The sequence below is a fragment of the Paenibacillus sp. LHD-38 genome, from assembly GCF_031157315.1.
Lineage (GTDB): Bacteria > Bacillota > Bacilli > Paenibacillales > Paenibacillaceae > Pristimantibacillus.
The window spans coordinates 117,376-140,900 of record NZ_JAVIFU010000013.1 but is presented as its reverse complement, the minus strand read 5'-3'; the positions used below and the strand labels follow the sequence as shown (position 1 = coordinate 140,900).

At 46.8% G+C, this 23,525-nt stretch carries 26 protein-coding genes and 1 riboswitch; of the genes, 25 read left to right on the top strand and 1 reads right to left on the bottom strand.

The genetic code is table 11. From position 1 onward, the window contains the following. Nucleotides 1-16 precede the first annotated feature (16 nt). From RCO25_RS13650 to RCO25_RS13630, 5 genes are all read left to right on the top strand, one after another. On the top strand, nucleotides 17-1,051 hold the full coding sequence (locus RCO25_RS13650; protein ID WP_308996697.1) for a thiamine pyrophosphate-dependent dehydrogenase E1 component subunit alpha: 1,035 nt from the start codon (nucleotides 17-19) through the stop codon (nucleotides 1,049-1,051). Continuing rightward, nucleotides 1,051-2,034 carry an alpha-ketoacid dehydrogenase subunit beta gene (locus tag RCO25_RS13645; RefSeq protein WP_308996696.1) on the top strand — a complete coding sequence of 328 codons (984 nt, stop codon included), beginning with the start codon at nucleotides 1,051-1,053 and terminating at the stop codon, nucleotides 2,032-2,034. The genes RCO25_RS13650 and RCO25_RS13645 overlap by 1 nt, the downstream gene beginning before the upstream one ends. A gap of 110 nt (nucleotides 2,035-2,144) precedes the next feature. Beyond that, nucleotides 2,145-3,467 carry a dihydrolipoamide acetyltransferase family protein gene (locus RCO25_RS13640; protein WP_308996695.1) on the top strand — a complete coding sequence of 441 codons (1,323 nt, stop codon included), beginning with the start codon at nucleotides 2,145-2,147 and terminating at the stop codon, nucleotides 3,465-3,467. 17 nt (nucleotides 3,468-3,484) lie between these two features. Further along, entirely contained in the window at nucleotides 3,485-4,192 is a 708-nt protein-coding gene (lipB, locus tag RCO25_RS13635) for a lipoyl(octanoyl) transferase LipB (protein ID WP_308996694.1), read from the top strand. A 183-nt stretch (nucleotides 4,193-4,375) separates the two neighbouring features. Then, nucleotides 4,376-5,509, top strand: a complete 1,134-nt coding sequence (locus RCO25_RS13630) for a M20/M25/M40 family metallo-hydrolase (protein WP_308996693.1) — start codon at nucleotides 4,376-4,378, stop codon at nucleotides 5,507-5,509. Between the two features lie 138 nt (nucleotides 5,510-5,647). On the opposite strand, the gene mciZ is transcribed toward RCO25_RS13630, so the two are convergent. Next, nucleotides 5,648-5,812, bottom strand: a complete 165-nt coding sequence (gene mciZ / locus RCO25_RS13625) for a Z-ring formation inhibitor MciZ (protein WP_308996692.1) — start codon at nucleotides 5,810-5,812, stop codon at nucleotides 5,648-5,650. A 96-nt stretch (nucleotides 5,813-5,908) separates the two neighbouring features. Here mciZ and RCO25_RS13620 point away from each other — a divergent pair, with 96 nt between their 5' ends. From RCO25_RS13620 to RCO25_RS13525, 20 genes are all read left to right on the top strand, one after another. Beyond that, complete coding sequence (locus RCO25_RS13620) at nucleotides 5,909-6,472, top strand: NUDIX hydrolase (RefSeq protein ID WP_308996691.1); 564 nt, start codon at nucleotides 5,909-5,911, stop codon at nucleotides 6,470-6,472. 680 nt (nucleotides 6,473-7,152) lie between these two features. After that, nucleotides 7,153-7,362 carry a hypothetical protein gene (locus tag RCO25_RS13615; protein ID WP_308996690.1) on the top strand — a complete coding sequence of 70 codons (210 nt, stop codon included), beginning with the start codon at nucleotides 7,153-7,155 and terminating at the stop codon, nucleotides 7,360-7,362. Nucleotides 7,363-7,376: 14 nt separating this feature from the next. Next, entirely contained in the window at nucleotides 7,377-7,997 is a 621-nt protein-coding gene (gene spoIIM, locus RCO25_RS13610) for a stage II sporulation protein M (RefSeq protein WP_308996689.1), read from the top strand. A 92-nt stretch (nucleotides 7,998-8,089) separates the two neighbouring features. After that, nucleotides 8,090-8,563, top strand: a complete 474-nt coding sequence (fur, locus tag RCO25_RS13605) for a ferric iron uptake transcriptional regulator (RefSeq protein ID WP_308996688.1) — start codon at nucleotides 8,090-8,092, stop codon at nucleotides 8,561-8,563. Between the two features lie 301 nt (nucleotides 8,564-8,864). Further along, nucleotides 8,865-10,007, top strand: coding sequence for an alanine dehydrogenase (ald, locus tag RCO25_RS13600; protein WP_308996687.1), 1,143 nt, complete (start codon nucleotides 8,865-8,867; stop codon nucleotides 10,005-10,007). A gap of 77 nt (nucleotides 10,008-10,084) precedes the next feature. Further along, a complete protein-coding gene (locus RCO25_RS13595; protein ID WP_308996686.1) occupies nucleotides 10,085-10,318 on the top strand; it encodes a DUF4227 family protein in 234 nt (77 codons plus the stop codon). A 119-nt stretch (nucleotides 10,319-10,437) separates the two neighbouring features. Further along, a complete protein-coding gene (gene xerD, locus RCO25_RS13590) occupies nucleotides 10,438-11,328 on the top strand; it encodes a site-specific tyrosine recombinase XerD (protein ID WP_308996685.1) in 891 nt (296 codons plus the stop codon). Between the two features lie 47 nt (nucleotides 11,329-11,375). After that, nucleotides 11,376-12,569 carry a phosphopentomutase gene (deoB, locus tag RCO25_RS13585; protein WP_308996684.1) on the top strand — a complete coding sequence of 398 codons (1,194 nt, stop codon included), beginning with the start codon at nucleotides 11,376-11,378 and terminating at the stop codon, nucleotides 12,567-12,569. 56 nt (nucleotides 12,570-12,625) lie between these two features. Next, a complete protein-coding gene (locus RCO25_RS13580; RefSeq protein WP_308996683.1) occupies nucleotides 12,626-13,465 on the top strand; it encodes a purine-nucleoside phosphorylase in 840 nt (279 codons plus the stop codon). Nucleotides 13,466-13,576: 111 nt separating this feature from the next. Continuing rightward, the gene (locus RCO25_RS13575) at nucleotides 13,577-13,738 is read left to right on the top strand and encodes an aspartyl-phosphate phosphatase Spo0E family protein (RefSeq protein WP_308996682.1); all 162 of its coding nucleotides are present in this window, start codon (nucleotides 13,577-13,579) and stop codon (nucleotides 13,736-13,738) included. A gap of 32 nt (nucleotides 13,739-13,770) precedes the next feature. Then, complete coding sequence (locus RCO25_RS13570; protein ID WP_308996681.1) at nucleotides 13,771-15,099, top strand: pyrimidine-nucleoside phosphorylase; 1,329 nt, start codon at nucleotides 13,771-13,773, stop codon at nucleotides 15,097-15,099. A 264-nt stretch (nucleotides 15,100-15,363) separates the two neighbouring features. Continuing rightward, nucleotides 15,364-16,515, top strand: a complete 1,152-nt coding sequence (locus RCO25_RS13565) for a D-alanyl-D-alanine carboxypeptidase family protein (protein ID WP_308996743.1) — start codon at nucleotides 15,364-15,366, stop codon at nucleotides 16,513-16,515. A 261-nt stretch (nucleotides 16,516-16,776) separates the two neighbouring features. Then, a complete protein-coding gene (spoIIAA, locus tag RCO25_RS13560; RefSeq protein WP_308996680.1) occupies nucleotides 16,777-17,130 on the top strand; it encodes an anti-sigma F factor antagonist in 354 nt (117 codons plus the stop codon). Continuing rightward, nucleotides 17,127-17,573 carry an anti-sigma F factor gene (spoIIAB, locus tag RCO25_RS13555; RefSeq protein ID WP_308996679.1) on the top strand — a complete coding sequence of 149 codons (447 nt, stop codon included), beginning with the start codon at nucleotides 17,127-17,129 and terminating at the stop codon, nucleotides 17,571-17,573. The genes spoIIAA and spoIIAB overlap by 4 nt, the downstream gene beginning before the upstream one ends. Before the next feature lie 19 nt (nucleotides 17,574-17,592). Beyond that, a complete protein-coding gene (gene sigF / locus RCO25_RS13550; RefSeq protein WP_308996678.1) occupies nucleotides 17,593-18,348 on the top strand; it encodes an RNA polymerase sporulation sigma factor SigF in 756 nt (251 codons plus the stop codon). A 114-nt stretch (nucleotides 18,349-18,462) separates the two neighbouring features. Continuing rightward, nucleotides 18,463-19,113: a stage V sporulation protein AA gene (locus RCO25_RS13545; RefSeq protein ID WP_308996677.1), complete on the top strand. Its 651-nt coding sequence runs from the start codon at nucleotides 18,463-18,465 to the stop codon at nucleotides 19,111-19,113. Beyond that, nucleotides 19,106-19,534, top strand: coding sequence for a stage V sporulation protein AB (locus tag RCO25_RS13540; protein WP_308996676.1), 429 nt, complete (start codon nucleotides 19,106-19,108; stop codon nucleotides 19,532-19,534). The genes RCO25_RS13545 and RCO25_RS13540 overlap by 8 nt, the downstream gene beginning before the upstream one ends. A 25-nt stretch (nucleotides 19,535-19,559) precedes the next feature. Next, the gene (locus tag RCO25_RS13535; protein ID WP_308996675.1) at nucleotides 19,560-21,215 is read left to right on the top strand and encodes a spore germination protein; all 1,656 of its coding nucleotides are present in this window, start codon (nucleotides 19,560-19,562) and stop codon (nucleotides 21,213-21,215) included. Nucleotides 21,216-21,345: 130 nt separating this feature from the next. Then, nucleotides 21,346-22,677, top strand: coding sequence for a diaminopimelate decarboxylase (gene lysA / locus RCO25_RS13530; protein ID WP_308996674.1), 1,332 nt, complete (start codon nucleotides 21,346-21,348; stop codon nucleotides 22,675-22,677). Nucleotides 22,678-22,730: 53 nt separating this feature from the next. Beyond that, nucleotides 22,731-23,162, top strand: a complete 432-nt coding sequence (locus tag RCO25_RS13525; protein WP_308996673.1) for a peptidylprolyl isomerase — start codon at nucleotides 22,731-22,733, stop codon at nucleotides 23,160-23,162. A gap of 33 nt (nucleotides 23,163-23,195) precedes the next feature. Continuing rightward, nucleotides 23,196-23,404: riboswitch (FMN riboswitch) on the top strand. Nucleotides 23,405-23,525: the final 121 nt, after the last annotated feature.

The window sequence follows — 23,525 nt, the reverse complement described above, 5'->3', positions numbered from 1 at the left end:
AAAGGAGGAACACCTTATGACCCAATCTGCTTCCACTGGGCAAAATGTTCGTCATTTGGAATTAGGGCTTAGCGATGAGCAAGCAATTGATATGTACGCAACTATGGTGACCGCACGTAAGTTTGATGAGCGCATGCTGCTGCTGCAGCGCGCCGGCAAAATTAATTTTCACGTTTCTGGAGTAGGCCAAGAGGTGGCTCAGGTAGCCGCAGCTTACGCGCTTGATCGTGAAAACGATTATTTTTTACCTTATTACCGTGACTATGGCTTTGTGCTCTCTGTTGGCATGACGCTGCGTGATTTATTGTTATCAGTATTTGCCAAAGCAGAAGATCCAAACAGCGGCGGGCGCCAGATGCCGGGCCATTTCGGTTCTAAGAAGCTCAGAATCGTAACAGGTTCAAGTCCAGTAACCACGCAGGTACCGCATGCGGTGGGCATAGCGCTTGCTGCGAAAATGAAAAATAAGTCACTGGTCAGCTTTGTAACTTTTGGTGAAGGTTCAAGCAATCAAGGCGACTTTCATGAAGGCTGCAACTTTGCAGGCGTACACAAGCTGCCCGTTATTTTCATGTGCGAAAATAATCAATACGCCATTTCGGTGCCTGTACATAAGCAGCTGGCAGGAACGGTCGCTGATCGTGCGATCGGCTATGGCTTTCCCGGCTTCCAGGTAGACGGCAACGATGCGCTTGAAGTTTTCAGCGTAGTCAAGGATGCGCGTGAGCGCGCCATTGCTGGTGAAGGCCCGACGCTAATTGAAGCGTTAATGTACCGGATCTCTCCACATTCAACCTCAGATAATGATCTGGCTTATCGCACGAAGGAAGAGGTTGATCTCAACCGGGCGAAAGACGGCATACCTAAATATAAACAATACTTAATAGATTGCGGTATTTGGAACGAGGAGCTTGAGACTGAGCTTCAAGCCAAAATTCGCAAGCTGCTTGATGAGGCTACTGAATATGGCGACAAAGCGCCGTTCCCGACGCCGGAATCTACATTGCTGCATGTCTATGCGGATGATGCTGAGCAAGGAGGTAAGGAATAATGGCAGTAATCGAATATATTGACGCCATTCGGCAAGCGATGAAGGAAGAAATGGAACGCGATGAGGATGTCTTCGTACTCGGGGAGGATGTTGGACTTAAGGGCGGCGTATTCACAACGACCAAAGGTCTGCAGGAGCAATTCGGCGAGCTGCGCACGCTTGATACACCGCTCGCAGAGTCAGCTATTGCTGGCGTTGCGATCGGTGCGGCAATGTACGGCATGAAGCCAATTGCGGAAATGCAGTATTCGGATTTCATGTTTCCGGCGACGAATCAAATTATTAGCGAAGCGGCCAAAATACGGTACCGCTCTAATAATGACTGGACTTGTCCGCTTGTTATCCGCGCGCCAATCGGCGGCGGCGTTTTTGGCGGATTGTATCATTCGCAATGTCCGGAGTCCGTGTTTTTTGGTACGCCTGGTCTCAAAATCGTTGCTCCATACCGGGCCTATGATGCAAAGGGCTTGCTGAAGGCTGCTGTACGTGATCCTGACCCGGTGCTTTATTTTGAAAATAAAAAATGCTATAAACTCATCACAGGCGAGGTTCCCGATGATGATTATATTGTTCCAATCGGGAAAGCAAATGTTCTTCGCGAAGGTGACGACATTACCGTTATCGGTTATAGTCTGCCGCTTCATTTTGTAGAGCAGGCTGCGGCTGAGCTCGAAGGTGAAGGCATAAGCGCTCATATTCTTGATTTGCGTACGCTTCAGCCGCTCGATAAAGAGGGGATACTGGAAGCGGTTCGGAAAACAGGCAAGGTGCTCATTATCCACGAAGATAATAAGACAGGCGGCGTTGGTGCTGAGGTGTCCGCAATTATAGCCGAAGAGCTGCTATACGAGCTGGATGCACCGATTATGAGACTATGCGGACCAGATGTACCGGCGATGCCGATCAACCCGCCAGGTGAGAAATTTTTTATGCTCAATAAAGAAAAAGTAAAAGAAGCGATGCGTCAGCTAGCGCTTTATTAGAATTCTCGAAGATATAAGGTTTAAGCTTATATGTCACCGCGAAACGTATGCTGCGCCGCCAGAGGACGGCAGTAGCCGTTTACGCTTGGGCCAGTAGGGAGATGTGAATTATGAAAACTATGACGGAAATCGTCGTTCCGCAGCTTGCGGAATCGCTCGTATCGGCCACAATTGATAAATGGCTGAAGCAGCCAGGTGACTGGGTCGATATCTATGAACCGGTCTGCGAGATTATTACAGACAAAGTAAATGCGGAATTGCCTTCTACCGTTGCAGGCAAGCTCGTGGAAATTTTGGTAAGCAAAGGCGAGACTGTTCCAGTTGGCACAGCTATTTGCATTATCGAAACAGAAGGATCCGCAGATGGTGCCGGTCAGGAGACCAAGTCGGTTCCATCGAAACATGCAGCACAACCTCAAACAAACGAAGCTGTAGTAGAAGACGCCCCTATGCGCAATCGTTTCTCACCTGCCGTACAGCAGCTGGCAGCCGAACATGCAATCCGTCTGACCGATGTTCCCGGGACAGGTTTAGGCGGGCGCATTACACGCAAGGATGTTCTTGCGTATCTTGAAGCAGGTGCAGGCAAGGGAAGTCAGTCATCAGGCGGAAATAACGCAGCGCCTGCGCCGCGTACGGTAGACGCAGCCGCACAGGTTCGATCCTCTGGTCTTCACTTGACGGAAACACCAAGGTTCCCGAAAATCGAGGTGGAGGGTGCGTCCGGAACAGGCCGCGGCGATAATTTTATCGATGTAACGCCTATTCGCAATACGATTGCACGCAACATGAGACAAAGCGTGACTGAAATTCCACATGCTTGGACGATGATTGAAGTGGATGTGACTAATCTTGTTTTGCTTAGAAACAAGCTTAAGGACGACTTTATGAAGCGTGAGGGCATTAATTTAACTTATTTAGCATTCTTGCTCAAAGCAGTCGTAAATGCAATTAAAGATGTGCCGATCATGAATTCGATGTGGGCGGTAGACAAAATCATAGTGAAGCGTGACATCAATATCGCGCTAGCTGTAGGAACGGAAGATTCCGTGCTTACGCCCGTTATCAAAAATGCCGACCACAAAAACGTTGCAGGTTTGGCTAAAGAAATCGAAGAGCTTGCCCGTAAGACAAGAGAAGGTAAACTGACCTTGTCTGATATGCAAGGCGGTACCTTTACCGTTAATAATACAGGCTCGTTTGGCTCGATTTTGTCCTATCCGATCATCAACTACCCGCAGGCTGCAATCTTAACGTTTGAATCGATCGTGAAGCGTCCTGTTGTCATTAATGATATGATTGCGGTTCGTTCCATGGCTAATTTATGCTTATCTCTTGATCATCGGATTTTGGACGGTGTCATTTGCGGACGTTTCTTGCAGCGCGTTAAGGATAATTTGGAAAGTTTTAATTTAGAAAGCAAATTGTACTAGAAAAGGGGAACACCATCATGGCTGAAGCGGCTGACGCAATAAGCTTGAGACGGCTGGATGCCCATTATATCGGCATGCTCGATTACGCACAGGCGTGGGAGCTGCAAAAAGCATACGTAAAGCAAATAGACCAGGAGGAGCGGGAACAATCGCTGCTCCTTCTTCAGCATCCGCCTACTTATACGATGGGCTCCGACAAGCATCCAGAACATTTGCTCCTCGATGAGGAACAGCTAAAGGAACGCGGGATTACGTTGTTCCAAATCGATCGCGGCGGAGATATTACGTATCATGGTCCAGGACAGCTGGTGGGCTATCCGCTTCTGTATTTGGAAGCTGAGGGTCTTGATTTACATGCGTATTTGCGAAGCCTGGAGCAGGTCATTATTAATTGGCTTAGCGAGTATGGAATAGAAGCGGGCAGAAAGCCGGAATATACAGGAGTGTGGGTTGGCAATCTCAAGATTGCAGCCATCGGAGTGAAATTTAATAAAGCCCGGCGTCGGCGGGGCTTTATTACAAGTCATGGTTTTGCGCTCAATATTAAATCGGGGATTGCTAAGGAGGGGTTTAGCGGGATCATTCCCTGCGGAATCCAACAATACGGTGTAACCTCCTTCAATGATTTAACGGGTCTCGAGCTATCGGTAGAGGAAGCGGCCAAGCAGCTGCTCCCTCATTTTGTCAGAGAATTTAAATGTGAATTGGATTTAATAAAGAAATAGCGAGCCAATACCGGCCAACAAGGTTGTTACAATGAGTGCGGTTACGACTAAAATGGCAACGAGTCTAATCAAACGTTGTCTGCGCATTAGGAAAACCCCTTTCTTGATTTGGAACATCATCGAATGTTCTGAGCTTGTCATTTACTCTATTGTATACGAAAGTAATGGACGGAGGAAACGTTAATGATTGCAAAAGACCGATTAGTGAATGAATTTATGGAATTAGTACAAGTGGATAGCGAAACGAAAAATGAACAAAAAATCAGCCGTGTGCTTAAACAAAAATTTGAGGCGCTGGGCTTAAAGGTTAGTGAAGATGATGCGGCAGCTAAGACAGGTCATGGAGCAGGAAACATGATTGCCATATGGGAAGCTGAAGGTACGGAAGCAGCAGCGCCAACTATATTTTTCACCTGTCATATGGATACCGTTACGCCAGGCGTTGGCATTAAGCCGCAATTGGATGCGGATGGTTACATACGGAGCGATGGCACGACGATTTTAGGCGCGGATGATAAAGCCGGTATTTCTGCGATTTTTGAGGCTATACGTGTTGTACAGGAGCAATCGCTGCCGCATGGGCGCATTCAATTTGTTATTACAGTCGGTGAAGAATCAGGACTACTGGGCGCTCGCGCTCTGGATTCATCAAAGCTAGAAGCGAAGTTTGGGTATGCCCTGGATTCGAACGGAGCGATAGGGGATATTGCTGTAGCAGCACCGACACAAGCGAAGGTAACGATTAAAATGTATGGTCGTTCGGCCCATGCAGGAGTCAATCCAGAGGATGGCATAAGTGCTATTCAAGTTGCGGCAAAAGCGATTGCAAGAATGCCTCTTGGCCGTATCGATGAGGAGACAACTGCGAACATTGGCCGTTTTGAAGGTGGAGGCGCTACAAATATCGTGTGTGATTATGTAAAGCTGGATGCTGAAGCGAGAAGTATCGTACAGTATAAGCTGGACAATCAAATCGAAGCGATGCGAAAAGCGGTAGAAAGCGCAGCGGAAGAGTTTGGGGCGCGGGGAGAGCTGGAGAGTGAAGTAATTTACCCGGCATATCAGTATGATGATGAGGATCCGGTCGTACAGCTGGCGAAAAAAGCGATCATTGCTATCGGTCGCACACCGCGCACGTTCCACTCGGGCGGAGGCAGCGATGCGAATATTTTTAACGGCTTAGGCATTCCTACTGTCAATCTGGCCGTTGGCTATGAACATATTCATACAACGAAAGAACAAATTAAGGTCGAAGACTTAGTTAAAACGACCGAGCTTGTGGTAGAAATCATTAAACAGGCAGCGCAAGCTGAATAATTAAATGAAAAAATATTTTTCGCCGATTGCTGAATTGCATTAGCTTGCCGAACATGACAGAAAGCCCTTCATTCATACGGCTCAGCTTAGGCTGAACGCGGATGGAGGGTTTTTGTCTTTTGGCTTTATAAGACGTATTTAATTTGTTTTTTCTAAAGGAACACGGCGCACGCTGATAACGCCTGTATATTCGGACATAGGTGTCTTGGATAAAGATGAAGCTGAAAGTTTGCGCAGCTGATGCCTAATTTCCCAACCTTTGCCAACTAATCGTAAATGATTCAACGCAATGTATTGTTTCATATTATTCGCCCCTGTCGATTTGATATAATGATAGTTATGCAGCGGCAGGACAAGTTATGCGTAGTAAACACACAACAATTAAGGGAGAGATTACGATTGGAAGAGCAACAACCGACTGTTCTATGGCGTGAAGAAACCATTCATACTGAGCCTATATTTGAAGGTAAAATGATAACTCTGCAGGTTGATACCGTAACGCTTGCGGATGGCAGAACAGCGACAAGAGAAATCGTGAAGCATCCCGGTGCGGCTGCCGTTATGGCATTATTAGACGGAAAGCTCCTTGTGGTTGAGCAATTTCGCAAACCGCTTGAAAAATTTCAAATCGAAATTCCTGCAGGCAAGCTAGACCCTGGAGAAGATCCGTTAACAGCTGCAGCTCGCGAGCTTGAGGAGGAGACGGGTTACCGCTCCAACGAACTGAAGCTATTGAGCGCGTTTTACACCTCCCCAGGTTTCGCGGATGAGAAACTATATATCTATTTCACGGACAAGGTAGAGCAAGGCGTGCAAAACCCGGACGACGATGAAGATCTCAGAGTTGAAGCCATTACGCTAGAGCAAGCCGAAGCCTACATACTAGAGGGTCGCATCAGTGATGCGAAAACGATTTTGGCTGTCTATGCTTGGAAACTATATAATCTAACTGGTCGGCTGTAGCCGACCTTCTTTTCTATCTACATACCCGTCATACCCCGCTATAACTCTTCATACAATACAATAAAAAAGACAACCCCTTTTTGTGTGATTTCGATGTCTTACCCATATGAGGAAATCGCTGATTATTGAAATAGATGAAAATAAAATAGACTCCAAGTTTAGTTTTATCTATAAATTTCAATTTTGAGAACAGCAGATGTAGTTCGTTAGAAAATAACTTGAAAATTGCAGCTAAATGAGCTGGAATATGCCAAATTGGATCAACCGATTAATTTTAGAAGGAGTTTTTCCAGTTAATTGCATAAATTCAGCTGATACCAGCGAAATAGCTGGAGAAATTCCCGTTATATCTAGTAAATCGTGTTCATTGATAACGAAAGGTTTCATCCGCAGATCCAGCATAGTCCATCAAACGTTAAGCGGTCCCCCAGGAACGAAAGCGATCCACCGCAAACAAAAGTTACGCATGCCGGATGAACACCAACTTTAGTCGAGTTGCGGGTGTCCAGAGGGTGCAACCCTTGGGGCCCTCCCTTGGAAGGGAAGTTTGGGTGAGGTTGAAACTTTTAGATGTATTTTGTAATCAACCCGTAAAAGTAGCCCAATCTCGTCCATCAAACGTTAAGCGTGTCCCGCAGGGACGAAAGCGATCCGCCTCAAACAAAGGTTACACGTGCCGGATGAACAACAACGTTAGTCGAGTTGCGGGTGTCCAGAGGGTGCAACCCTTGGGGCCCTCCCTTGGAAGGGAGGGTTTGGGTGGGTTCGAAAAGCTCTTAGAAAAGCTCTTAGAAAAGCTCTTAGAAAAGCTCTTAGAAAAGCTCTTAAAAATAATAACCCTTGAGGGCAGGGAGAAATCCTTTATAAAGGGCTGGGTTCCACATTCGTGAAAGGTTTGGTGACCATGATAAAAAACCAATTGTCATTGTATGTATTCGTATCCGTACTTTTTGTCGTGGGCGTTATTTTCGGAGCGTTAATGGTCAATGCTCTTACGCTTGAGCAGCAGCAGGAGCTTGCACAAGACGTCGATCAATATGTACAGCTCATGAATGACGGCATTGGTTCAGGTGCGGTCCATTCCTTTTGGGATCGTTTTTTCTTCCACAGCAAATGGCTGCTGTTATTGTGGCTTTTGGGCATCACAGTTGTCGGCATACCGGGGGTGCTAGCCCTTAACTTCTTGAAGGGAGCACTGGTCGGATTTTCGGTAGGAACACTCATCAATCAATATGCATGGAAAGGCGTACTATTTTCATTGGTCTCGATTGCCCCGCAAAACATGATAGCTGTTCCGGCAATGGTCATTATGAGTGCAGCTGCGATTTCGTTCTCCATGTTTGTTATCAAAAATAGGCTTCTTATGCAGAAGGGGGAGCTTGCTCCCCAGCTGGGCTCCTTTACGTCTACGGCCATACTGATGCTAATTTTTTTTGCGGGCGCAGCCCTGTTTGAAGCGTATATTTCACCTGCATTAATCAGCTGGGTTTCACCGCTGCTTTCGTCTGCGAGTGCCACAATCTGACACCAAAATGTTTGACTTTACTGCATGGTAGCACCTATAATGAGAGGTAACGTTTCCTGAAATAGGCGCAGACATGTGGTAGGGGGGAAATCATGGAAGCCCGGATTGAGAAAATTAAACAACAGTTGCAGTCGCAGGGCTACAAATTAACCCCGCAGCGCGAAGCAACGGTGCGTGTTTTGTTAGAGAACGAAGACGACCACCTGAGCGCTGAAGATGTATTTATGCTAGTAAAGGATAAGGCCCCGGAAATCGGACTTGCAACGGTTTATCGGACATTGGAATTGCTAAGCGAAATGCATGTTGTCGAAAAATTGAATTTCGGCGATGGGGTAGCCAGGTACGATCTGCGTACGGACAGCAACAAGCATCATCACCATCACCTAATATGTGTGCAATGTGGATCAATGGATGAGATTAAGGAAGATTGGCTTTTGCCATTAGAAGAACGGCTAGAGCAGGAGTACGGATTTTTTGTCATCGACCATCGTCTTGACTTTCAAGGCATTTGTCGTCGTTGCAAAGAGAAAAACGATATCGCTAACCCTAATGAAAATCAAACTTAAACGGCTTGGCTGCCCAGCATAACTGGACGGCAAAGCCGTTTTGGCATTTTATAAGGAACCAACATTCAAACATTTTCTTACATAGTCAATGGGATTAGCCATTTTACACATATATGATTGTTGCACGAGCGCACATATTTTTTGAAATATAACAAAGTATAGAAACGTAACAAATGCTGAGCGAACATTTTGCCATTGCTCTTCTCCAAATGGACGATCATTCCGTCTCGCACTCTCATACAACATAGAAAGCGATATTTTATGCCGCTTGATTAGAAGAAACCTGATGGAGGTATTAGATATGATTGTGGGAGTCCCTAAGGAAATCAAACAAAGTGAGTACCGAGTTGCTTTAACCCCTGCAGGCGTAACCGTACTTTCTTCTGCCGGACATAAAGTGCTTGTGGAATCTGGGGCGGGCAGCGGCAGCGGATTTGAAGATAGTGATTATTTACGTGAGGGTGCCGAGATTATCATGTCCGCTGCGGAGGTTTGGGATCGTGCCGAAATGATTATGAAGGTGAAGGAACCGCTTGCGGAGGAGTTTGCTTATTTTCGCGAGGGACTGTTGCTGTTTACGTATTTGCATCTGGCAGCAGCGCCCGAATTAACGAGGGCGCTGATTGATAAAGGTGTCACGGGGATTGCTTATGAGACGATTCAGCTGGCCAATGGCAGTCTGCCGCTCTTAACTCCAATGAGTGAGGTGGCGGGAAGAATGTCCGTTCAAGTAGGGGCGCAATTCCTAGAAGCATTTAATGGAGGGAGAGGCGTACTGCTTGGAGGAGTGCCTGGTGTACCGCCAGCAGAGGTTGTAATTATAGGCGGCGGGATTGTGGGAACAAATGCTGCAAAAATCGCATTAGGCATGGGGGCCAATGTCGTCATTCTGGAAAGAAGCGCTGACCGAATGAGATATTTGGACGACATTTTTGGCGGGAGAGTTCATACGCTGATGTCGAGTCCTTACCATATTGCCGAAGCGGTTTCCAAAGCTGATTTACTCATTGGAGCGGTTCTCATACCGGGAGCGCGCGCGCCTCATTTGGTAACGGAGCCCATGGTGCAAGCCATGAAGAAAGGCTCGGTTATCGTAGACGTTGCGGTTGATCAAGGCGGCTCTATCGCGACAGTCGATCGGCCGACAACGCACAAGGACCCAATCTACATCAAGCATGGCGTAGTCCATTATGCGGTTGCTAATATCCCGGGAGCAGTGCCACGGACATCTACGTTTGCTTTAACGAACGTAACGATACCTTATGCGCTCGATTTGGCAAGCCATGGCATGGAAGCTGTTCGAAAAAGCATACCTTTGCAAAAAGGTGTGAATACACATGCGGGCAGAGTGACCTACGAGCCTGTTGCCGCAGCAACCGGTCTTCCGTATGTACCGCTTGAGAAATGGTTGGACAGCGTGCCTTACGAAGGTTTGCAGGATTAATGGCATATTCGTGCCAGCCTCCACATATGGTGATACGGACGAACAATCGTATCGGCATGCTAAGGGGGCTGGTTTGTATGGTTTTTTCGATCCGCAGATGGACGAGCCGTATCGTTTTTATTGTGGTTTTCACCGTATTGCTTTTCGTTGTCACCGGCGGCTACCGCTGGCTTGCGGATGCAATATCGCCTGTACATCCTTATCGTGAACCGAAAGGGGATGCGATGAAGGTTTTTCTCACAGATCCGGATTCACCTGATAGCAAAGATGTTGCTGATCGGCTCCGATGGTTTTATTGGTATGGCGAGTAGCTTGTTGTGCAGATTGTACAGAAAATCCATGCAAGCAGGATTAATAGAGTCGAATGTTGAATATTTTTGTAGAAAAGCATGGTTAACCATGCCGTGTGTCTTAAGTGAAAGGGAGTCCAATGAAAGCTCATTTAAATCACTATATACATTATTTGCGAACGGAACGAAGGTTGTCCGAAAATACACTATCTTCTTATGAACGGGATTTGAATCAGTTTATTCATTATGTGCAGGAGCAAGGGATTAATGACATAACTGCCGTACAAAGACATCTTATTTCAAGGTATATGCTTCATTTGAAGGAGCAGGGTAGAAAAGCTGCGACGCTTTCAAGACATATTGTTTCTGTCCGGGCTTTTTTTCACTACTTAGTCGCTCAGGGCTATCTTTTGTCTAACCCGTCAATCTATATGGAAGCGCCTAAACAGGAAAAAAAGCCTCCAAGCATATTGAGTGTCGCTGTCACCAGCACATTGCTTGAGACGCCTGACAGTGCCAGCGCAGCAGGAAAACGTGATAAAGCGATGCTGGAGCTCATTTACGCCACGGGAATTAAGGTGTCTGAGCTTGTGGCACTGAATATTGAACATATCAACATGCAGCTGGAATTTATTCAATGTATTGGCACAGGCCTTAAGGAGCGAATCGTTCCTTTTGGGCGGTTAGCGGCAAAAGCATTATCTGATTATCTCGATTCGGGAAGAACTGAATTATTGACGGAAAGAGAATCGGAATCTGCTTTATTCTTAAATCATTTAGGTACGCGTTTGACAAGACAAGGGTTTTGGAAGACGATAAAGAAGCATGCGAAGGAAGCGGGAATCAATGAGGATATTACCCCTTATACCCTTAGGCATTCTGTAGCTGCGCACTTACTGGATAACGGGGCGGATATTAGAGCGGTCCAGGAGCTTCTCGGACATGCCGACATTTCGACTACGCTTAAGTATACGCAGGTATCCACAACGCGTATAAAGGATACATATAACCGTGCTCATCCGCGCGCATAAGGCAGGGGAGCAAGGATGGATTAGACACAGAGGAGGAAATCATACATATGAAATTTGATCGCATCACGGTAATTGTGTTGGATAGCGTGGGGATTGGCGAGCTTCCTGATGCGGAGACATTTGGGGATTTAGGCTCCCATACGCTTGGTCATATCGTGGAGAGTGTACAAACTACGAAGCTTCCGCATTTAAGAAAATGGGGACTTGACCGAATCGCTCCGATTCATGATTGGCAGCCAGCAACCGAATCTTCAACTGCTTATTATGGAAAAATGGCCGAAGTTTCGGTAGGTAAGGATACGATGACTGGGCACTGGGAACTTATGGGTCTGAAGTTGACGGTTCCGTTTCAAACCTTCCCGGAAGGCTTCCCTCCAGAGCTGCTTATTCCCTTTGAGGAACGCACAGGACGGAAAGTGATCGGCAATAAGCCTGCTAGCGGTACAGAGATTTTGGACGAGCTTGGAGCGGAGCAAATGGAAACAGGCGCTTGGATCGTCTATACATCGGCAGATAGCGTGTTTCAAATTGCTGCCCATGAGGATGTCATTCCTCTCGAAGAGCTTTACCGTGCTTGTGAAATTGCCCGAGAGCTCACCATGGATGACCGTTTTACGGTCGGCCGTGTCATTGCAAGGCCATACATAGGCAAGCCTGGCGCTTTCAAGCGCACACCGAATCGACATGATTACGCAGTGAAGCCACCGCAGCCTACCGTATTAAACGCTTTGAAGGATGCAGGCTTTGACTCCATCGCGATTGGCAAAATTAATGATATCTTTGATGGAGAGGGCATAACGGCTTCGTCGCCTACAAAAAGCAATGCCGATGGAATCGAAAAAACGCTTGAGCAGCTTAAGCAGCCGTTTAAAGGTCTTTTGTTCACGAATCTTGTTGATTTTGATTCCCTTTACGGGCATCGCCGCGATCCAAAAGGGTATGCTGCCGCATTAGAGGAATTTGATCAGGCGGTACCTGCTTTGGAGCAGCAATTGGGCGAGAGAGATCTTCTTATCGTGACAGCCGATCACGGGAATGATCCTGTGCATCCAGGTACGGACCATACCCGTGAATATGTACCTATTCTTTTATACAGCCCTGCGTTTAATGAGCCGGGCCTACTTCCAGTTCGTTCAACCTTCTCGGATCTTGGCGCAACGATAGCTGATAATTTCGGTGTTCAGGCACCTCCGAATGGAAGAAGCTTCCTCTCGGAATTGATCGTAGAAAAACAAGCTTAAAAAACAGCGGATTAGGATATTAATGAGTTACTGAATTTATTTTAGGAGGAATTGAAATGACTACAATTACATCACCAGGACTAACGGCAGCACATATAAAAGAAGCGGCAGCCTATATCCAAGCAAAAACAGAGCAGCGGCCGGAGATTGGCTTAATTATGGGCTCGGGGCTTGGCGTATTAGGTGACCACTTGGAAAATGCCGTATCGATTCAATATCATGACATTCCGTACTTTCCGATCTCGACGGTAGAGGGTCATGCAGGCGAGTTGTTAATCGGAACATTTTCGGGAAAAACGGTCCTGCTCATGCGCGGGCGTTTTCACATGTATGAAGGCTATGGTCCGGAGCTTACAGCTTTCCCGGTTCGCGTCATGAAGGCATTGGGCGTACAGACATTGCTTGTAACCAATGCAGCGGGCGGCATCAATACCGATTATGAAGCAGGCAACCTGATGTTGATTTCCGATCATATTAATTTTACGGGAAAAAACCCGCTAATCGGACCGAACGATAATGAGTTAGGCGTACGTTTTCCTGACATGTCCGAAGCATACAGCAAACGATTAAGAGCAATTACACGCGATATTGCAACAGCCCAAGGCTTCACGCTGCGTGAAGGAGTTTATGCGGGACTGCTTGGTCCTACATACGAAACGCCGGCAGAAATTCGAATGTTGAGAGTTCTTGGCGCCGATGCTGTCGGAATGTCGACTGTTGCGGAAGTAATAGCTGCGCGTCATTCGGGAATTGAGGTCGTCGGAATTTCTTGTATAAGCAATATGGCCGCAGGTATTTTGGATCAGCCGTTGTCACATGCGGAAGTAATGGAAACGACTGAACGAGTCAAGTCCCAATTTTTGGGACTTGTTACTGCGTTGATAGCAGCTATGTAATATTTTTTGTAACACAATTGTAATAATTCCGTCGACTCAATATGACAGTGTTTTTTTTATGTTTCGTCGTATAATGTCCCTGATTACAGGAAGATGGAGTGGACAAAGAATATGGACAAGCAATTAATCACACAGATGGAGCAGTTGCGTAAAAAGATGGTAGAAGCGGCTCTATTGAATGAAAGCCTTCAGCATTTGGACGTAATTATGCTTAGCCAATCACTTGATGAGATTATTGTCCAGGTGCAGAGGGAGCGACGCGCTTATAGTTAGTTAACGACGGAATGGCGAATGGAGAGGGAAATATGCGGTCGGTAGACATAATACAGAAGAAAAGAGACGGTGGCGAGCTGACCGCTTCTGAGTTAACTTTTTTAATTGACGGATATTCTCGCGGAGATATTCCTGATTATCAGCTCTCGGCATGGGCAATGGCTGTCTTTTTCCGAGGAATGACTGCGAAGGAAACGGCTGCGCTCACGCTGGCAATGGCTAATTCGGGAGATCAGGTAGATCTCGGTCCCATTAGCGGAATTAAAGTGGATAAACATAGTACAGGCGGCGTTGGGGACAAAACTACCTTAATCCTTGCGCCATTGGTTGCATCAGTAGGCATTCCTGTTGCAAAGATGTCCGGTCGCGGCTTAGGTCACACCGGCGGAACCATAGATAAGCTTGAATCCATTGAAGGCTTTCGTACAGAGCTCTCCCGTGAGAAGTTTATGACGCAGGTGAACGATATCGGATTATCTGTTATTGGTCAAAGCGGAAATCTCGCGCCTGCGGACAAGAAACTATATGCGCTTAGGGATGTTACCGCTACGGTGGAGTCGATTCCGCTGATCGCAAGCTCAGTCATGAGCAAGAAGATTGCCGCCGGGGCAGACGCCATTGTGCTTGATGTAAAAACGGGAAGCGGGGCGTTTATGAAAACGCTGGAGGATTCCGAGCAATTGGCGAAAGCGATGGTAGATATCGGGACGGAAGTCGGGCGAAATACGGCTGCTGTCATTAGTGATATGGATCAACCGCTGGGCTTCGCGATCGGCAACGCCCTTGAAGTGCAGGAATCAATTGAAACACTCAAAGGAAACGGTCCAGATGATCTTACGGAGCTTTGTCTAACATTAGGCGCTCACATGGTCGTATTGGGCGGGAAGTCGGATTCAGTAGAGTCTGCGAAGGAGCTCCTTCGCGACCAGATTAAGAGCGGAGCCGCTTTAGAGAAATTTAAAGCTTTCATAGCCGCTCAAGGCGGTGACGCATCGATTGTCGATGATCCATCTAGACTGCCGCAGGCACCTATCATCATCGAGGTGACAGCCGAAGGATCGGGCTTCGTAAACGCCATTGAAGCAGAACAGTTAGGTTTGGCTGCAATGCTTTTAGGCGCAGGCCGAGCCACGAAGGATGCAATAATTGATTATGCCGTTGGTGTTACGCTTCGAAAAAAGGTAGGAGACACCGTCAATACTGGGGATACCCTTGCGCTGCTTCATGTTCGGAACGCTGATGAAGCCACAAAAGAAGTAGCTGTAAAAGTAAGGCAGGCATATTCCCTGTCAGCTGAGAAGCCTGAGCCGCGAGCTTTGCTACTATCGGTAATTACAGCTGAGGGCGTACAACGTTATTAATTCTGGAAACATAAAAGTAATCCGCTCCTATATAGGGGCGGATTTTTGTTGTGCAAATCATTCTAGCTATTTGGAATAATTTCCAGATTATGAGTCAACACTGAAAAGAGAAATATAAGCGAATTGTGTGGCATCTTCGTTTGCTTCACAAAACTTAAGAGAATGCTTTCGAAGTAAGTTTTGCTTCACAAAACTTTTCAGGAGGAGATCTAGTTGAAAAATCGTTCTATCAAGCTATGTTTAATTATTCTCGCATTCACGCTCATGCTGCCAGCAGCTGCTTATGCTGCTGTGGAGCCGACGCCGGCTCCCGGACCTGCGCCTTCCAATCAAGCACCTAACGCAAATCTGGCGCCTTCTGCGCGATCTGCCATTCTAATGGATGCCGATAGCGGCACGGTCATTTACGAGAAAAATAGTCATGATAAGCTGCCGCCGGCGAGCATTACAAAAATCATGACGCTGCTGCTGATCATGGAAGCGTTGGATGACGGGAAGATCAAGCTTTCTGACAAGGTCCAGACGAGTGAATACGCTGCGTCTATGGGCGGCTCGCAAATTTTCCTTGAACCGGGAGAAGAAATGACCGTAGATGATATGATTAAAGGTATTGCCTTGGCATCTGGGAACGATGCTTCCGTGGCGATGGCGGAGAAGCTTGCTGGTACAGAGCAGCAATTCGTTGCGATGATGAATGAGCGGGCACAACAGCTTGGAATGAACGATACACAGTTTGTTAATCCAAACGGATTACCCGTAGCGAACCATTTCTCGTCAGCGCATGACATCGCCGTGATGTCTAGAGAGCTTCTGAAGCATTCCGAGGTTACAAAATATACAGGTCTTTACCAGGATTACTTGCGTAAAACGTCTGAGAAGCCTTTCTGGCTTGTAAATACGAATAAGCTCGTGCGGTTCTACAGCGGAGCAGACGGCTTGAAGACAGGCTTTACGAGTGAAGCAAAGTATTGTCTATCGGCAACTGCCAAGCGTGATAACATGCGTGTTATAGCTGTTGTAATGGGCGAGCCTGACACGAAGACCCGCAACGCTGAAGTATCCCAAATGTTTGATTATACGTTCGCGCAATATATGAATCACTCGATTATTAAAGAGGGCGAATCCATGGGGACACTGCAAATAGAGAAGGGTGTGGCACCTGAGCTGCCGCTCGTTGCTAAACATGCTTACAGCGTGCTTTTGAAGAAAGGCAGCCAAACCAAGGACATTCGGTATGAGCTGAAAATCGACGGTCCGCTTAAAGCGCCGGTCCAACTTGGTCAGCCAATCGGCAAGCTCGTAGTCTACCAAGGCAATCAAGTGCTTAAAGAATTTGACGTGGACGCGCCGCTATCGGTCGAGCGTGCTGGCTGGTGGAAATTACTTAAGCGATCCGTCTCGGGATTATTCTCGTAACATAATGCGGTAATCCATGCGAATATATGCTGAAAACAACTCGCATTTTGTCAGCTGTTAGCGGTATGCTTCTAGTTTTGTCGGCATGCAGGAAAAGGCCATCAATTTGGAGAATTGCTAGTTCTATCTCGGCAAGTGTAACTGTCTGATTCTGACTCACCGCAGATCAGCCCGTGTTGCACGGTGGAATGTAAGGAAGGTATACAGGATTGACCTATTCTTTCTTATGTTTGAAAAAACCTAGAGGAGATGAACAGCATAATGAGTCTGCAAACTGAATTGGAGCAATACCGTAATGTGCTGATCGTAAGGCTTCGGGGCGAGTTGGATCACCATACAGCCGATGTCGTGCGTTATAAGATGGAGGAAGCCATTCTCCGGGGGAGCAGCGAGCATGTCATTCTCAGCTTGAAGGAGCTGCAGTTTATGGACAGCTCCGGTCTTGGCGTCATTTTGGGACGGTATAAGCAGGTGAAGAGCAAGGGTGGCAAGATGGTCGTCTGTGATGTGAATCCAAATGTTCATCGTTTATTCGAAATGTCGGGCTTGTTCAAGATTTTGACGATACATGATAATGAGCGAAACGCAATTTCCAGTTTGGAGGTGGTGTCATGAACGGATCTAATGAAATGACGCTTTCCTTCAGCGCCCGATCGGAAAACGAGGCCTTCGCACGAATTGCAGTCGCTGCATTTGTGTCGCAGCTCGATCCGACGCTCGAGGAGCTGAATGATTTAAAGACAGCGATTTCCGAAGCCGTAACGAATGCGATTATTCACGGCTACGAGAATGATCCCACCTGCGAGGTTAAAATTGAAGCCCAAATCGAAGGTGATTCCGTATCGATTACCGTGTCGGATAATGGCCGTGGCATTGAAGATTTGGAACTTGCTCGGCAGCCGCTATACACATCGAAGCCTGAGCTTGAGCGTTCTGGGATGGGCTTTACGATAATGGAAAACTTTATGGACCGTTTTGAAGTTTCAAGTAAGATAGACGGCGGGACGCGCGTAGCCATGCTGAAACGAATCGAATCGAAAAAAGCGCTTTACAATTAGCGTATAGGGGTTGAACCTCATGGATGTCAATCTAAAGCAGACGGCCCAGCCATATTTGGATGACGCGGAAGTAAAGCGGCTTATTGCGTTAAGTCAATCCGGCGATACGCTTGCAAGGGATACACTCGTACAGTGCAACATACGGCTAGTTTGGTCAGTCGTGCAGCGGTTCATCAATCGCGGTTATGAGCCCGAGGATTTGTTCCAAATCGGCTGCATTGGATTGCTTAAGTCAGTAGACAAATTCGACTTGTCCTATGATGTGAAGTTTTCCACGTATGCGGTTCCCATGATTATTGGGGAAATTCAACGGTTTTTACGCGATGATGGTACGTTAAAGGTAAGCAGATCCCTCAAAGAAACCGCCAATAAGGTGCGCAAAATGAAGGATGAGCTCTCCAAAACGTTAGGTCGTTTGCCCACCATTAGTGAGGTTGCGGAGCGGCTGGGTATTACACCTGAGGATGTCGTTTTCGCCCAAGAAGCAAATAAACCGCCAACTTCAATACACGAAACTGTGTTTGAGAATGACGGCGATCCCATCACATTAATGGATCAAATAGCGGATGAATCCCAAGATCGATGGTTTGACAAGCTTGCGCTTGTTGAAGCCATAGAAGGTCTAAGCGAACGCGAGAGATTAATCGTATACTTACGTTATTACCGCGACAAAACGCAATCCGAGGTGGCTAGCAGGCTGGGAATATCACAGGTTCAGGTTTCACGTCTCGAGAAAAAAATATTACAGTCCATAAAAGACCAAATCGCCCTTTAAGGCGATTTGGTTTTTTCTATTTTTTACCTCATTTTGAATGAGTATCCGAATCGTCCTTTTCTCATACTAAAAGGGAAACATACTCCAAAGTTTAAGCAGAAGGGAAGCTGACAGATGGCAATACCAAACCATTCGGTCCTCTATCTGCGTCTAAAAAAACGAATCTACACGAAACCAAATCAGCAGGTCACTTTAGGTCAGGCAGCCAGGCTTCTGGCTAAGGACGATAATCTCGAAAAAAAATTGAAGTCACTTGTGCTTTACGAGCATAAGAAAGCGGACGGCAATCGCGTCGTGATCGATTTGCTGCAGATCGTCAAAGCTATTCGCGAGCTTGAGCCAGGAATAACTGTCGAAGCCTATGGAGACCCTCAGGTGCTAGTGATGATAGCGGAAAAACCGGTAAAGCCACGGATTCCTATCCTTATTCTAGCTTGGCTTCTGCTTTTTTTCGGAGCTGGCCTCGCGATCATGAACTTTCATACAGATGTCAGCATGAAGGAGGTTCATATACGCATTGTCGAGCTGATTACCGGTAAACGAACGGATCATCCGCTTTGGTTTCAAATTCCTTATTCGCTTGGGATAGGGCTTGGAATGGTGTTGTTCTTTAACCACATCTTCCGGAAAAGATTCAATGAGGAACCGAATCCGCTTGAGGTAGAGCTTTATATGTATCAAGAAAATGTAAATGCATATGTCATTGCCGATGAAATGCGCAAAAAATCGGATTACGACCAGACAAAGGATAAAGAGCATGATTAGCGCGCTTGCTAATATTTTTGTTGCACTGCTTGGGCTGGCGGGCGGCCTTGCTGTAGGAAGCGGATTGGTCGCCTTGCTTATTGTTCTTGATCTTATTCCTCGGCTTGCTCAGATTGCGAATGCATATCGCATGTCAGTGTGGTTCGAGACAGCCGTCATTTGCGGATCATTGTATTGGACGTTTGCCGATTTCATGAATTGGAAGCTGTCATTGCCTTCAGGTTTATTTTTGAGCACAGCAGGGCTGTTTGACGGGATATTTGTTGGGATGCTTGCGGCAGCTTTGACAGAGGTAATGAACGTACTTCCCATTTTGGCAAAAAGAATGAATTTATCTGATTACATGGTCGCGCTAGTTATGGCTATGGTACTTGGGAAAACATTAGGCTCTTTGTTTGATTGGCTTGTATTTCAATGGTGATACATAAAGGACGAGGTGAAGGCGAATGAAGGATAATCAGAATTCCGAAGGACAGGGAAAGGATCGGCACATCGTGCCTCCCATTTTAAATATTCCGGAGCAGCAGCAGGAGGAATCGGGCATTGCGGTAGATGAAGCATCATTTGTTCACTCAAACAAACGAAAAAAGATTGGGAGCGCGATTTCCGAATCTACAAGAAAAAATGATGAAAAGCCGGACAAAGAACCGATTCCATCTGATTTAGACGAAGTGCTGGCGCGATTGGAACATGAGATCGGTTATAAAACGAGCTTCGATGTCGTCGTGAGAGAAATGACATTCGGTGAGCGGCGAACAGCTATGTTATGCATGAATGGTTTGGTCAAGGATACGCTGCTGACCGAGGTGCTCAAGCGTTTGACATTCCTGCAGCCGGAAGATCTTTCGGCTCATGCGTTCCATTCTTTTTTAGACTTGTACGTTCCAGCTGCTCAGGTAACAAAAGAAGATAATTGGAATAATATGCTGACGGGCGTGTTATCCGGCGGAACCGCGTTGTTTATCGACGGCGAGTCGAGCGTAGTAATGATTGATGCTAAGGCTTTTCCTGCGCGCGGACCAGAGGAACCGTCACTGGAGAAAGTCGTACGCGGCAGCAGAGACGGCTTTGTGGAAACGTTAATGGTAAATGTATCGCTCGTTCGGAGACGGCTCCGCGATCCGCAGCTGCGTTACGAGATCGTTCGTGTGGGCGAGCGGACGCAAACGGATGTTTGTATAGCTTATATCGATGATATCGTTGATAAAGAGCTGCTCAAATCGATTAAAGATAAAATTTCGATGGTGAAGATCGATGGCTTGCCGCTAGCGGATAAGCAGCTCGAAGAGTCAACCGTTAAGCGGGGTTGGAGTCCGTTCCCGCTCGTCCGTTACTCGGAAAGACCCGATACGGTTGCCGCACACTTACTTGAGGGGTACGTCGCGGTATTCGTTGATACTTCGCCAAGCGTTATGACCCTACCGACTACCTATTCAGATCTTATGCAGCATGCAGAGGAGAACCGGCAAACGCCATTTATCGGTACTTATTTACGCTGGGTGCGATTTATTGGTATTTTTGCCTCCTTGTTCATGCTGCCGCTATGGCTGTTATTTGTAATGCATCCTGAATTGAAGCCGCCGGCGCTAGAATTTTTAGGTCCGAATAAAACGGCAAAACTGCCGTTAGTCGTCCAGTTCCTGCTTGCCGAGATCGGAGTGGATTTACTGCGGATGGCATCCGTACATACCCCAACTTCGCTCGCAACGGCGATGTCACTCGTTGCTGCGATTCTAATTGGTGATATTGCGGTCCAAACCGGAATTTTCGTGAATGAAGTCATCTTGTATATGGCTGTTGCGGCGATTGGCATGTTTGCAACGCCCAGCTACGAGCTTGGGCTCGCAAACCGAATTGTTCGATTGGTGCTCATCATTTCGGTGGCCGCCTTCAGCGTGCCTGGCTTCGTCATAGCAACGACAGCCATTATGCTGATGCTTACTATGGAACGTTCCTTCAATCGTCCCTATATGTGGCCAATTATACCATTTGATGTGAGAGCGGTTTGGAGCATCATGGTCCGCCAGCCCGTTTTGTACAACCGAACCCGTCCAAATAACTTGAGGCCGCAGCAGCGCGATAAGATGCCCAAAACAGAGTGATTCATAAAATGCAAATGAAATGTTGATTTATCCATTACGCAGGGCGGGGAAATTGCGTTATACTGGTTCTATTGATGCAAATTCTATCCATTCTACCTGCTTGCAGTTAGAAGAAAGCTGAGGGGAAAATATGTACCTGCATGGAACTAGTAAAATTAACGAAAAAGGTCATTTGGAAATTGGCGGTTGCGATGTAGCTGATTTGGCTGCGGAGTTTGGTACGCCACTATATATTGTGGATGAGGCTCTAGTGCGTCAACGCGCGAGCGAGTATGTCGAGGCTTTCAAAGTTTCTGGTTTAAGATTTCAAGTTGCCTATGCAAGCAAAGCATTCAGCGTAATGGCTATGTGCGCAATTGCCGAGCAAGAAGGGTTATCTCTTGATGTTGTGTCTGATGGCGAGCTCTATACGGCTATGCAAGCTGGATTTCCGGCAGAGCGTATCCACTTCCACGGAAACAACAAAACACCTGAAGAAATCAATATGGCGCTTGACGCTGGAATCGGCTGTTTCGTAGTCGATAACTTTATGGAGCTCCAGCTGTTGAACGCACTAGCTGGCGATAAAGGCAAGAAAGTAAACATCTTGCTGCGTATTACTCCAGGTGTAGAAGCACATACCCATGATTATATTTCTACGGGCCAACAAGATTCCAAGTTCGGCTTTGACCTTGGAAACGGTGCTGCGAAACAAGCGATTCAAGAAGCTCTTGCTTTGCCTAACCTAGTTATTTTGGGCGTTCATTCCCATATCGGCTCGCAAATTTTCGAAGTTGAGGGCTTCCGTATGGCGGTTGATAAAGTTGCTGATTTCGCGGTTGCAATCCGTAACGAGCTTGGACTTACATTTAAGGTAATCAATCTTGGCGGTGGCTTCGGTATTCGTTACGTGGAAGGCGATACTCCGCTTCCAATAAGCGAATATGTAGCAGCAATTACAGGAGCGATTATTACAAACTTCACAAACGCTGAGTTCCCGCTGCCTGAGATTTGGGTAGAGCCAGGCCGCAGTATGGTTGGCGATGCAGGAACGACTTTGTATACGGTAGGCACAAGCAAACATATCCCTGGCGTACGTAAATACATTGCGGTTGACGGCGGTATGACGGACAACCCTCGCCCAGCCCTTTACCAGTCCAAATATGAAGCAGTACTTGCAAATCGTGCAAATGACGCTGCTGAAGAAACGGTTTCGATTGCCGGCAAATGCTGCGAGAGCGGTGATATGCTGATTTGGGACTTGGAATTGCCTAAAGCTGAAAATGGTGACCTGCTTGCTGTTTTCTGTACAGGTGCTTATAATTATGCAATGGCGAGTAACTATAACCGTATTCGTCGTCCGGCTGTCGTTTTCGTTAAAGATGGTCAAGCAGACCTAGCGGTTAAACGTGAGTCGCTTGAAAATATCGTATGCAATGACGTCATTCCGGCTAGACTTCAAAAATCATCGCTTGCGAAATAAGGGCGAAATTGGTAACGTAGTCTTATTCGGATAAAAGAAAGGTAGATGCAGCAATGGCAAAACAAGCAAAAATTACATTAGCAAACGGCGGAGAGGTTCTAATTGATCTATTTGATCAAGACGCTCCGAACACAGTAGCAAACTTTGAAAAACTTGCTAGCGAAGGTTTCTACAACGGTCTTACATTTCACCGCGTAATCCCGGGCTTCGTTGCACAAGGCGGCTGTCCAAAAGGAAATGGTACAGGCGGTCCTGGTTACACAATCAATTGCGAAATCAACCCTAACAAGCATGAGCGCGGTACGCTTGCAATGGCACATGCCGGCCGTAACACAGGCGGCAGCCAATTTTATATCGGTTACGCTCCACAGCCGCATTTGGATGGCGGTCACACGGTTTTCGGTAAGGTTTCTAAGGGTATGGAGTTTGTTGATGCTTTCAAAGGCGGAGACAAAATGGAAAAGGTTGAAGTTGAAACGATTTAGTGTTAATATACTAACTATAATTATGTAAGTGCAGCTTTCCTTCGGGGTCAGGTGAAATTCCTAACCGGCGGTGATCGAGTAAACACAGGAGCATCGGATAACCGAACTCCTGTGATGCTCGTCAGTCCGTGACCCGGTCTAAGCAGCTTTTTATTCGGATAATTTCGATAGAAGCTAATTAGAACGGTGGACCTGGTGAAAATCCGGGACCGACAGTACAGTCTGGATGGGAGAAGGGGATGCTTCGACAGCTATAACATTCCGCTTGTTTGCGTGTGTGTTTTATTTCACATGTAGAGTTGGTTTGTTTTTTTAGCGTATTTTACAAACCGTTATCGCAGCTTTTGCGGTTTACGATTATTC

Bases quoted from the DNA above. Each gene is read 5' to 3' on its own strand.
- RCO25_RS13650 (WP_308996697.1), top strand. From the start codon at position 17: ATGACCCAATCTGCTTCCACTGGGCAAAATGTTCGTCATTTGGAATTA.
- RCO25_RS13645 (WP_308996696.1), top strand. From the start codon at position 1,051: ATGGCAGTAATCGAATATATTGACGCCATTCGGCAAGCGATGAAGGAA.
- RCO25_RS13640 (WP_308996695.1), top strand. From the start codon at position 2,145: ATGAAAACTATGACGGAAATCGTCGTTCCGCAGCTTGCGGAATCGCTC.
- lipB (WP_308996694.1), top strand. From the start codon at position 3,485: ATGGCTGAAGCGGCTGACGCAATAAGCTTGAGACGGCTGGATGCCCAT.
- RCO25_RS13630 (WP_308996693.1), top strand. From the start codon at position 4,376: ATGATTGCAAAAGACCGATTAGTGAATGAATTTATGGAATTAGTACAA.
- mciZ (WP_308996692.1), bottom strand. From the start codon at position 5,812: ATGAAACAATACATTGCGTTGAATCATTTACGATTAGTTGGCAAAGGT.
- RCO25_RS13615 (WP_308996690.1), top strand. From the start codon at position 7,153: ATGAACAACAACGTTAGTCGAGTTGCGGGTGTCCAGAGGGTGCAACCC.
- spoIIM (WP_308996689.1), top strand. From the start codon at position 7,377: ATGATAAAAAACCAATTGTCATTGTATGTATTCGTATCCGTACTTTTT.
- fur (WP_308996688.1), top strand. From the start codon at position 8,090: ATGGAAGCCCGGATTGAGAAAATTAAACAACAGTTGCAGTCGCAGGGC.
- ald (WP_308996687.1), top strand. From the start codon at position 8,865: ATGATTGTGGGAGTCCCTAAGGAAATCAAACAAAGTGAGTACCGAGTT.
- RCO25_RS13595 (WP_308996686.1), top strand. From the start codon at position 10,085: ATGGTTTTTTCGATCCGCAGATGGACGAGCCGTATCGTTTTTATTGTG.
- xerD (WP_308996685.1), top strand. From the start codon at position 10,438: ATGAAAGCTCATTTAAATCACTATATACATTATTTGCGAACGGAACGA.
- deoB (WP_308996684.1), top strand. From the start codon at position 11,376: ATGAAATTTGATCGCATCACGGTAATTGTGTTGGATAGCGTGGGGATT.
- RCO25_RS13580 (WP_308996683.1), top strand. From the start codon at position 12,626: ATGACTACAATTACATCACCAGGACTAACGGCAGCACATATAAAAGAA.
- RCO25_RS13575 (WP_308996682.1), top strand. From the start codon at position 13,577: ATGGACAAGCAATTAATCACACAGATGGAGCAGTTGCGTAAAAAGATG.
- RCO25_RS13570 (WP_308996681.1), top strand. From the start codon at position 13,771: ATGCGGTCGGTAGACATAATACAGAAGAAAAGAGACGGTGGCGAGCTG.
- RCO25_RS13565 (WP_308996743.1), top strand. From the start codon at position 15,364: ATGCTGCCAGCAGCTGCTTATGCTGCTGTGGAGCCGACGCCGGCTCCC.
- spoIIAA (WP_308996680.1), top strand. From the start codon at position 16,777: ATGAGTCTGCAAACTGAATTGGAGCAATACCGTAATGTGCTGATCGTA.
- spoIIAB (WP_308996679.1), top strand. From the start codon at position 17,127: ATGAACGGATCTAATGAAATGACGCTTTCCTTCAGCGCCCGATCGGAA.
- sigF (WP_308996678.1), top strand. From the start codon at position 17,593: ATGGATGTCAATCTAAAGCAGACGGCCCAGCCATATTTGGATGACGCG.
- RCO25_RS13545 (WP_308996677.1), top strand. From the start codon at position 18,463: ATGGCAATACCAAACCATTCGGTCCTCTATCTGCGTCTAAAAAAACGA.
- RCO25_RS13540 (WP_308996676.1), top strand. From the start codon at position 19,106: ATGATTAGCGCGCTTGCTAATATTTTTGTTGCACTGCTTGGGCTGGCG.
- RCO25_RS13535 (WP_308996675.1), top strand. From the start codon at position 19,560: ATGAAGGATAATCAGAATTCCGAAGGACAGGGAAAGGATCGGCACATC.
- lysA (WP_308996674.1), top strand. From the start codon at position 21,346: ATGTACCTGCATGGAACTAGTAAAATTAACGAAAAAGGTCATTTGGAA.
- RCO25_RS13525 (WP_308996673.1), top strand. From the start codon at position 22,731: ATGGCAAAACAAGCAAAAATTACATTAGCAAACGGCGGAGAGGTTCTA.